Below are 10,328 nucleotides of genomic sequence, written 5' to 3' on the forward strand. Positions count from 1 at the left end.
AAGCTAGGATAAAATTAATAGTTACCTATTTTTTATTAATATTTAATTCCAGCAGCCTTAATATTATTTTTATCACCTTGGCTACATGGAGTAACTCCGTAAGTCATCATGCAGTGAGGACAATTGTCTATTAATTTAGTCATTGTAAATTCCTTACCACATGAACACTGAATCTCATAAGGTGTTTTTAAAGGTAAATCAGCCTTTCCCTTACTTCTAACTAAATCTACAGTAGCTTTTCCATCATTACCTAGTGTTGAACAACCACAACTCATATAAATACCTCCTAAAACTTTATATAAAAAGTATATATTAAATACACATAAAAATCTATAAAAATTTAATTAAAGTAAAAATTTGATAGAAAGATAAAATATTTAATATATATTTGATATTATTAGAATTTACTAATTGAAGTTTTATAATACTAGTAATATACTAATATAAATGAAAAAAATGGAAGGGTGAAAAATATGAGTCTTAATTGGAGTTTAAATGAAATATATGAGTCTTTTAGTAGTGAAAGATTTATAAAAGATCTTAGTAAGGTAGATGTTTTATCAAATGATTTTAGTGAATTAGTAAATTCAATGATTTTAGACTATGAAAATATAGAAGTAAAGCTTGAAAAATTTATATCTCAAATGGAAAGCTTAACTTTGTTAGTTGGAAGAATATCTGAATATTCATCTTTAATTCTTAGTGTTGAATCAAAAAATGAAGAGGGAAATAAGTATGCAGATATAATAAGTAAAAAGTGGAGCTTATTAACTGAAGATTTAACTAAGGCCCATAAGTGGATTTCTAATATTAAAAATATAGATGAAATCATTATAAAGTCAAAGGTTTTAAAGGAGCATGAGTTTTATATAAAAGAAATAATAGAGCAAAGTAAATATATGCTTTCAGATAAAGAAGAAGCTATAATTGCAAAAATGAAAAATACGGGTTCAGAAGCTTGGGTAAATTATAAAAATCTTTTAATAGCAAATCATAAGGTTTCTATAGAAAGTAATGGGAAAGAAGAAGAAATACCATTAACTGTAGTATTAAATATGGCATATGATGCTGATAAGGAAGTAAGAAAAAAAGCATATGAAGCTGAAATAAAATCATATAAAAAGATAGAAGATGGAGTAGCAGCAGCCTTAAATGCAATTAAAGGAGAAGTTATAACTACTTGTGAGTTAAAGGGCTATAAGTCGCCATTAGAAATGACACTTAAAAGTTCTAGAATGGATGAAGAAATACTTAACTCAATGTTACTTGCTATAAAAGAAAGATTACCTATATTTAGAAAATATTTAAATAGAAAAGCTGAAATTTTAGGATATAAAAATGGATTACCTTTTTATGAATTATATGCACCAATAGTTGAAGAAGAAATGAAATTTTCCTATGAAGAAGGTAAAAAGTTTGTAGAAAAGAATTTTAGAACCTTTAGTGATAGTTTAGGTGACTTTGCAAAGAAGGCTTTTGATAAAAGCTGGATAGATGTTATGCCAAAGGAAGGAAAGGTTGGAGGAGCATTTTGTGCAAGGATATCTTCAATAAAGGAAAGTAGAATATTATTAAATTATGGTGGTTCTTTTAGTGATGTAGTAACTATGGCTCATGAATTAGGTCATGGATTCCACGGTGAATGCTTAAATAATGAAGCAGTTTTAAATACAGAATATCCAATGACTTTAGCAGAAACAGCTTCTAATTTCTGTGAAATAATAGTTAAAGCTGGAGCATTAAAAGAAGCAAGTGAAAAGGAAGCCTTAGCTATTTTAGAAAGTGATATTTCAGATTCTACTCAAGTTATAGTTGATATCTATTCAAGATTCTTATTTGAAAGTGAAGTCTTTGAAAAAAGAAAGGAAAGTTCATTATCAGTAGAAGAAATAAAGGAAGCTATGATAAAATCTCAAAAAGAAGCTTATGGAGATGGACTTGACTCTAATTATCTTCATCCTTATATGTGGACTTGGAAGCCTCATTACTATTATGCAGATTCTAATTTCTACAACTTCCCTTATGCCTTTGGAGATTTATTTGCAAAGGGGTTATATGCTGAATATTTAAAAAGGGGAGAAGCTTTTTGCAAGGAATATGAAGAGCTTTTATCTGTAACAGGCAAGCTTAAGGTTTCAGAAGTAACAAAGATTATGGGTATAGATATTCATGATATTAATTTCTGGAGAGGTTCACTAGATGTAATAGAAAAAAATATAGAGAAGTTTATAAGCATTAGCAATAATAAGTAAGATTTATTAGGTCATAATATTAGTAAAATATTATGACCTTTTATTATTGTACTTATAATTGTACCGATACAATAGACAAATGGTATTTTTATGCTATTATCATAATTAGATTATAAAGATTAGAAATTATATATGGTGGTGATAAAGATGGAGAAAAAAATTAAAAGAGTAGTTTCTATAAATGATATTTCAGGCATAGGGAGATGCTCATTAACAGTTGCCATTCCAATACTTTCAGTTATAGGACATCAATGCTGTCCGTTTCCAACAGCAATTCTTTCATGTCAAACTGGATACTCAGAGTTTTCTTTTTTAGATTTCACAAGTGAAATGGAAAGCTATAAGGGAGTATGGGAAAGGCTTAATATGGAGTTTGATTGCATATATAGTGGATTTTTAGGCTCTGAAAAGCAAATAAGTATAGTTTTAGATTTTGTTAAAAGGCATAGGGATTCTCTTATAGTAATTGATCCAGTAATGGGGGATCACGGAAAAATATATAGTACCTATACTGAAGAAATGTGCAAGAAAGTAAAGGACTTAGTAAAACATGCAGATATAATTACTCCAAATCTAACAGAAGCATGTATATTAACTAATAAAAAATATAGCGATATAAAAGTAACGGAAGAAAATATTTATAAGCTAACTAAGGAACTTTCAGAGATGGGTCCTAAAAAGGTTGTTATAACAGGAGTAGCAAATGAAAGTGAATTATGGAATTGTGCCTATGATAAAGAAGCGGATAAATACTTTATTGTTAAAATAGAAAGAGCTGAAAAGTACTATGGTGGAACAGGAGATATTTTTGCATCTATAGTAACTGGAATGTTATTAAATGGGATTGACTTTAAAGAAGCTATAGAAAAAGCATCTAAGTTTATTTATAAGGTTATTAAATACACATCTGAAGCAAACACAGATATAAGAGAAGGAGTTATTTTTGAACCATTTTTAAAGGAGTTGATTTATTAAGATGGATAATTCTATAAAAGTTCGTAAGATTGTTTTAACAGCTTTGTTAGCAGCTATGATTTGCTTGACTACAGCATTTATATTTCATATACCAACAGGTGTAAATGGAGGATATATACATGTTGGTGATGCATTTATTTATTTAGCTGCTTGTATTTTACCAGCACCATATGCAATGATTGCAGCTTCATTAGGAGCTGGACTAGCAGATGTTTTATCAGGAGCTATGATATGGGTTATTCCAACTATGATAATTAAACCTCTTTTAGTTTTGCCATTTACAAAAGGTGGACAGAAACTAATTAATAAGAGGAATATATATGCAGTGATAATAGCGGGGGTAACAGGTATTGTAGGATATTATATAGCAGATGGGATAATTTTAGGAAACTTTATAGCACCACTTGCAACATTAGCTATGGGAGTTATTCAGCCAATTGGAAGCGGAATAATATTTATATTAGTATCACTTGCATTTGATAAAATAAATTTAATTGATAGATTACCTGTGCAAAGTAAATAAGAAAGAAGGAATTAAAATGAATATATTATATACAATAGGCAAAAGTTTATATGTTAATGTAACTAATAAATGCTCATGTAACTGTGTTTTTTGTATAAGAAGAGATTATGATGGAATAGATGATAGTGGAAGTCTTTGGTTAGAAAGAGACCCTAAATCAGAAGAAATTATAAATGAATTTAAAAAATTTAATTTAGATGATTTTAATGAAGTAGTTTTTTGTGGATATGGTGAGCCTTTAATAAAGCTTAATGAAGTTATTGAGGTTTCAAACTATATTAAAACTATAAGTAATATTCCTATAAGAGTTAATTCAAATGGATTAGCTGATTTATATCATAAAAAAGATGTAGCTCCACTTTTAAAGGGCGTTATTGATTCAATATCCATAAGTTTAAATGCACCGTCAAATGAAGAATACTTAGAAGTGGCAAAGCCTATATTTGGTCTAGAGTCTTTTGATGCTTTATTAAAATTTGCAAAGGAAGCAAAGGAAAATATAAATGAAGTTCAATTTTCAGTAGTTGATGTTATTACAAAAGAACAAATAGAAAGATGCAAAAAAATATCAAAGGATATGGGAATACCATTAAGAGTAAGAAATAAACAATAAAATAAGTAAAGATGTATGCAAGAGTATAAATTATCTTGCATACATCTTTTTTTACTTTAAGTAAGTAAAATAAAAAAGTGAAAAGGTAAAATTATATTACCTACATTATGTATGTGTATAATGTTCTCGACAACTTTCAATAGTGTTAAGTTAGAAGCGTTTTCCAGTGTGTCTTTATGAAAGGGGAGAATTTTTTTAATATATTTGTTTAAATTATGGAAAGAATAATATTTGAAAAGAAAACATTACTATGTTAGTATTAAAAATAATAATTATTATATAAGAAAAGATAATTAAAGGAGATAGATATGTCATTTGAAAAATTAGATAGAAATAATACGGAAGTTAAAGATGAAAGAAGCTTTATAATTATATGCAACTTAAAGGGAAAAGACCTTCAAGGAGTTAAAAACTTTGCAAGTATATTTGGTTTAAAGGATCAAGTTGTATTATCAGATAAAAATGGAGAAAGTGTAATTAAGGATATAATTGCAGATAAAATTACTACAAGCGAAGTAGAGGGGCAAAAAGAAAGAGTGATAATATTTAATAATGTGTCACCAGCCAAAATAAATATGTTTATTGATAATTTAAAGAAAATAAAGATTCATGGAGTTCTTATGGCAAGTGTAACAGATATGTCAAGAGAATGGACTATTAATACATTAATTTCAAACTTAGTCGAAGAACGCAGGTTAATGAGTGCTGGAAGAGAATTAAAGCATTAAAAGTATATACAACTTAAACAGTTTTATGATAAAATTACTAGCATTAGGGTATAAGAAGTTCTTATACCCTTGTTTTTATGTAAGGCATAATAAAGGGGGACAAGTAAATGAGATTAACTAGAGATAAGAGCTTTTATAAGCTATTACTAAGTATATCACTACCAATAGCAGTTCAAAATTTAATAACATTTGCTGTAAGTATGATAGATACTATGATGATTGGGACTTTAGGTGAAGTTCAATTATCAGCAGTAGCTATAGCAAATAATTTATTTTTTGTTCTTATGATTTTAATGTTTGGACTAGCTGGTGGGTCTAATATTATGATTTCTCAATATTGGGGAAAGGGTGATACTAAAACTATACATAAGGTATTGTCAATAATGTATAGGGTATGTATTTTAATTACATCTATTTTTATTCTTATAGCAGTTTTTATTCCAGAAAAATTTATGAGAATATTTACAACTGATTTAGCAGTGGTAGAAGCGGGGGCAAGCTATCTTAGAATAGTTTGTATTGGATACATATTTTATGCAATTACCAATTGTACTATTATGATGCTTAGAGCAGTAAAAACTGTAAAGATTTCAATAATAGTATATAGTATTTCCTTATTAGTAAATGCATTTTTCAATTGGGTACTTATATTTGGTAATTTAGGAGCACCTGAATTAGGTATAAGAGGTGGAGCAATAGCAACGGTTATTGCCAGAATTACTGAATTTGCAATTATAATTGTATTTATGATATTTTTTGAAAAGAAAATTAATTTGAAAGTGAGAGATTTCTTAAAGGTTGATAAATTAATTTTAAAGGATTATATAGGAATTTGTACACCAGTTTTATGTAATGAATTACTTTGGTCAACTGGAGCTTCAATGATTTCTGTTATTGTTGGAAGAATGGGCACAGATGTAGTAGCAGCCAATAGTATAAATGGTGTTGCTCATCAATTTGTAACAGTATTTATATTTGGATTATCAAATGCAGCAGCTGTAATAATAGGAAATACAATAGGTGAAGGTAAATATGAAAAAGCTAAGGAATATGCTTTAACCATTGGAGTTTTTAGCATTGTAATGGGGATAATCGCAAGTGGAATTATTTTTGTTATAAGAGAAGATATAGTTAGTTTCTATAATGTATCAGAAACCACAAAGACAATTGCTATGGAAATAATGGCAGTTACATCGATAATAGTAATATTTCAATCATTAGGAGTAAATATGATGATGGGAGTTTTAAGAGGTGGTGGTGATGCTAGATTTGTCCTTATTAATGATATTATATTTATGTGGTTAGTTGCAATACCATTTGGATTTATCGCAGCATTTTCATTAAAACTTCCTGTTGCAATAGTATTTTTTATTATTAAATCAGATGAAATACTTAAATCTATAGTTAGTATAATTAGAGTTGTAAGTGGTAAATGGGTAAGGGATGTAACTAGAAATTTTGATGAACTAGAGGCGGCAAACTAATATTTTAAATACTAATAGTAAAAACCTAGTAAGAATTAAAATAACTTATTAGGTTTTTTTATTTTAAAATAAGTATCGTATGAAATTAATTATTGAAAATAAATAAAGTGATAAAAACTCTTGAAAATGTTTTCTTTTGTCTATATAATTACTATTATAGTAATTAATGTATATTTATTACAAAAAAATAATATTTTGGGGGTTGTTTGGTTTGAATAAAAGAAAAATATTAACTATTGTATTATCAGCATTTTTAGTTACAAATAGTATTAGTGCTACTGTATTTGCAAATTCTACTAATGTTAACAAAATAGAATTTGTAGGTAATATGGTTAAAAAACCAATAGTAGAGAAAGCTATATCTAAAGTGGGAATGACAGCAACAGCAACAGCATTTCAACCAGGAGAAGATGCAAGCAAGGTTCTAGATGGGAATACAAGTACTATGTGGCATACACCATGGAGTGGTTCTGCAGTACTTCCACAAAGTATTACTATAAATTTAGGAGGAAGTTATACAATTTCATCATTAAAGGTTACTCCAAGACAAAGTGGAGATAATGGTAAAATTCAGGATTATGAAATATATGCTGGAGATACTTTAGTAGCTTCAGGAACATGGGGAACAACTACAACTCCTAATGTTGTAAGATTTGATAATGAAATCACTACTGACAATATAACAATAAAAGCTACAAAGGCTGTAGGTGGATTTGCAAGTATTGCAGAAGTAGATATTTATGAAAAAATAGGAGAAACTTCAGAATTAATTTCTACAAATAATGTAAGAGTAAGTAATGGACAAGGCGTAGGAGCTAATTTGAATGGAGAAATAGATAAGGTTAAAAACTTAGAATCGGGAACTATTATTGCTAGATTTGATTTGAAATCAACAGGATTACAATCAATAATTGGAATTAGTAATAATAACTCAGGAAGTGACCATTTCCATTTATGGACAGATGGTTCACAAATAGGTTATGAAATAAGAAATGCTTCAGGAAATACAAATGATAAGGTTAATGCAAAGCTTAACCCTGGAATAAACACTGTAGCATTTAAGGTTGAAAAAGATAGAGGGTATTCAATTTATTTAAATGGGGAATTATTAAAGTTTACAGGAGCATCAACTACTAAATTCTTAAATGATATACCTAATTTAAATACAATAGATATTGGTAAAACAGATAGATCATCAGGAAATGAATATTTATTTACAGGAGATGTTGATTTCTTAGATATTTATGGAGAAGCTATTTCAGATGATTATATAATAAAGAAAACAATAGAAACAAAGGCACAAAAGTTGCCTCTACCAGAAGGAACTTATAAATCAGATGTAAAGCAATTATTTAAATCAGGGGATTTAGGAGCGAAAAAGTTTAGAATACCAGCTATGGTTACTACTAAAGACGGAACTATTATAGCTGCTACAGATGTAAGAAATGACCACTGGGGAGACTCTCCTGCTAATATAGATGCTGGAGTAGTAATTTCAAAGGATGGAGGAAAGACTTGGACAGATCAAAAAAGAGTAATTGATTATCCAGGTTATGCGTCTGTTATTGACTCAAGTATGTTACAAGATGAAGAAACAGGTAAGGTATTTTTATTTATAACTGCATTCCCAGAAAATTATGGATTCCCACAAATAGATAGATTAGGTACAGGATTTGAAACAGTAGATGGAGAAGAATGTATGCTTTTATTTGATGGAGAAGGAAGAGAAGGTCAAAGAGGTAACGGAAATAAATATTATATCAAACCAGGAGGAAAGGTTTATACTTCAGAAGGCGAAGAAACAGCATATACTGTAGATACACATAATGATTTATATGAAAATGGAGTAAAGATAGGAAATACATTCTTACCAAGTTCACCACTGAAAGCATTTGGTACTGCATATTTAACAATAATAGAAAGTGAAGATGAGGGAGCTACTTGGAGTGCACCAAAGATTTTACCAGGAATTAAAAAGGATTTCATGAAATTTATAGGGGCATGTCCTGGTAAAGGAATACAAATTAAAAATGGAGATAAAGCAGGGAGATTAGTGTTCCCATTATACTATACAAATAATAGCGGATTTCAATCTAGTGCAGTTATGTATAGTGATGATAATGGAGCTTCATGGGAGTTAGGAGAATCACCAAATGATTCAAGAAATGATCATAGTGAAGATTCAGATACTATAACTAGTGGAAATCAATTAACAGAATCTCAAGTAGTTGAAATGCCAGATGGACAAATAAAAATGTTTAGTAGAACTACTGGAAATTATGTTAGAATTTCTACAAGCTTTGATGGTGGAGAAACTTGGGATGGAGAAGTATATGAGGACACTAATTTAAGAGAGCCTTATTGTCAGTTAAGTGTTATGAACTTTAGCTCATTAGTTGATGGAAAAGAGGCAATAATATTCTCAAATCCAGATGCATCTAATAGAAGCAATGGTACTGTTAAAATAGGTCTAATTGGAGAAAATGGAACTCATGAAAACGGAAGAACTAAATATACATTCGATTGGAAGTATAAGCAAACAGTAAAAGAAGGTGAATTTGCTTACTCATGCTTAACTGAAATGCCAAATGGTAATATTGGATTATTCTATGAAGGCGAGCAATGTGATTCAATGGACTTTACAGAAATGAATGTTGATTTTGTAAAGGCAGATTTATTAGCTGATGCACCAGAAGCATTAATTTCTGAATTTACTTTATTAGATGGAGTAGACTCATATAAAGCTGGAGAAAAGTTTACATTAAAGGTTAGCTTTGACCAAGCAGTAAGTTTAATAGGAGATAGAAGTTTTACAGCTTTAGTGGATGGAAAGGAAGTTCCATTAACTTTAGCTGAAAATAATACTAAAAACATTGTTTTAGAAGGTATTATTCCAGAAGATATTACTGAAGGAAATCATACTATAACTATTAAAGGAAAGAATAATCTCGATGTTATAAATGTTACTGGAAAGTTAACTGATATATCATCTGATATAAATACTAATTTAGCTATTAATGTAAAGAGCGAAGTAAGTGAAGATGTAGTAGTAGAAAAGATTAGGGGCTTAGAAGCTACTTCTGAGTCAAATTCGGTCTTATTAAATTGGAATTCACCAGAAAGTACTGTAGGATTAGAGGAGTATGTAGTTTATAAAGATGGTAAAGAATTTGCTGTAATACCTGCTGATATTACAGAATTAAATATTACAGGATTAAGATCAAATACTATTTATGGATTCAAAGTAGGGGCTAGATTTAGTAATGGAGAAGAATCAAAGCCTGTTTCATTAAATGTAAGAACAACTAAATAATTATAAAATTAAAATATGCCTTGCTAAATTGCAAGGCATATTTGTTTATGTTATTTTTCTTTTATTGTAAATTGATTTGTTTTTCCCATAATATAAGCAAGTCTTATCATTTCTTTTTCCTCACTTGTAATACTTCGCTTATACATTTTCTCAAATTGATTTACTAGAGCTGATAAATCAATTTTTTCTTTAGGTTGTTTTTTTCTTTCAGAAATATTATGTGAATAAGAAAGAACCTTAATATTCTTGTTATGAATCCTTTTAAAAACTTCAGTAGTGTAGTATGCATCATTAAAGGCATCATGAAAATCACTCTTAATTTCAAGTCCTAATTGCTCAACAGCAGTTTTTAAACCTATTTTCATACCTTTTTGCATTTTAAAATGCTTAGATGCATGGCTTTGGATATCGATATATTTTGTTGGAAGAGATGAGAAATC

The 10,328-nt window shown here is 28.9% G+C and carries 8 protein-coding genes and 1 pseudogene; 7 read left to right on the forward strand and 2 right to left on the reverse strand.

All coding sequences use genetic code 11. The features are described 5' to 3' along the window. Positions 1-35: 35 nt before the first annotated feature. Complete coding sequence (locus ACRDBA_RS07250; protein ID WP_438572259.1) at positions 36-275, reverse strand: hypothetical protein; 240 nt, start codon at positions 273-275, stop codon at positions 36-38. 198 nt (positions 276-473) lie between these two features. Between ACRDBA_RS07250 and ACRDBA_RS07255 the strand changes: the two genes are divergently transcribed. From ACRDBA_RS07255 to ACRDBA_RS07285, 7 genes are all read left to right on the forward strand, one after another. Next, positions 474-2,252 carry a M3 family oligoendopeptidase gene (locus tag ACRDBA_RS07255; RefSeq protein ID WP_438572260.1) on the forward strand — a complete coding sequence of 593 codons (1,779 nt, stop codon included), beginning with the start codon at positions 474-476 and terminating at the stop codon, positions 2,250-2,252. A 147-nt stretch (positions 2,253-2,399) separates the two neighbouring features. Then, positions 2,400-3,227: a pyridoxamine kinase gene (locus ACRDBA_RS07260; RefSeq protein WP_438572261.1), complete on the forward strand. Its 828-nt coding sequence runs from the start codon at positions 2,400-2,402 to the stop codon at positions 3,225-3,227. A 1-nt stretch (position 3,228) separates the two neighbouring features. After that, positions 3,229-3,750, forward strand: a complete 522-nt coding sequence (locus tag ACRDBA_RS07265) for a TIGR04002 family protein (protein WP_438572262.1) — start codon at positions 3,229-3,231, stop codon at positions 3,748-3,750. A 16-nt stretch (positions 3,751-3,766) separates the two neighbouring features. Beyond that, entirely contained in the window at positions 3,767-4,363 is a 597-nt protein-coding gene (locus ACRDBA_RS07270; RefSeq protein ID WP_438572263.1) for a TIGR04100 family radical SAM protein, read from the forward strand. A 308-nt stretch (positions 4,364-4,671) separates the two neighbouring features. Then, positions 4,672-5,091: a DUF3783 domain-containing protein gene (locus ACRDBA_RS07275; protein WP_438572264.1), complete on the forward strand. Its 420-nt coding sequence runs from the start codon at positions 4,672-4,674 to the stop codon at positions 5,089-5,091. Positions 5,092-5,198: 107 nt separating this feature from the next. Then, on the forward strand, positions 5,199-6,575 hold the full coding sequence (locus ACRDBA_RS07280; RefSeq protein ID WP_438572265.1) for an MATE family efflux transporter: 1,377 nt from the start codon (positions 5,199-5,201) through the stop codon (positions 6,573-6,575). A gap of 211 nt (positions 6,576-6,786) precedes the next feature. Further along, positions 6,787-9,888: a sialidase domain-containing protein gene (locus tag ACRDBA_RS07285; RefSeq protein ID WP_438572266.1), complete on the forward strand. Its 3,102-nt coding sequence runs from the start codon at positions 6,787-6,789 to the stop codon at positions 9,886-9,888. A 50-nt stretch (positions 9,889-9,938) separates the two neighbouring features. On the opposite strand, the pseudogene ACRDBA_RS07290 reads toward ACRDBA_RS07285, so the two are convergent. After that, positions 9,939-10,328, reverse strand: a pseudogene (locus tag ACRDBA_RS07290) (exonuclease); the annotation flags it as partial.

This window comes from Clostridium sp., from assembly GCF_051654825.1.
Taxonomy (GTDB): domain Bacteria; phylum Bacillota; class Clostridia; order Clostridiales; family Clostridiaceae; genus Clostridium.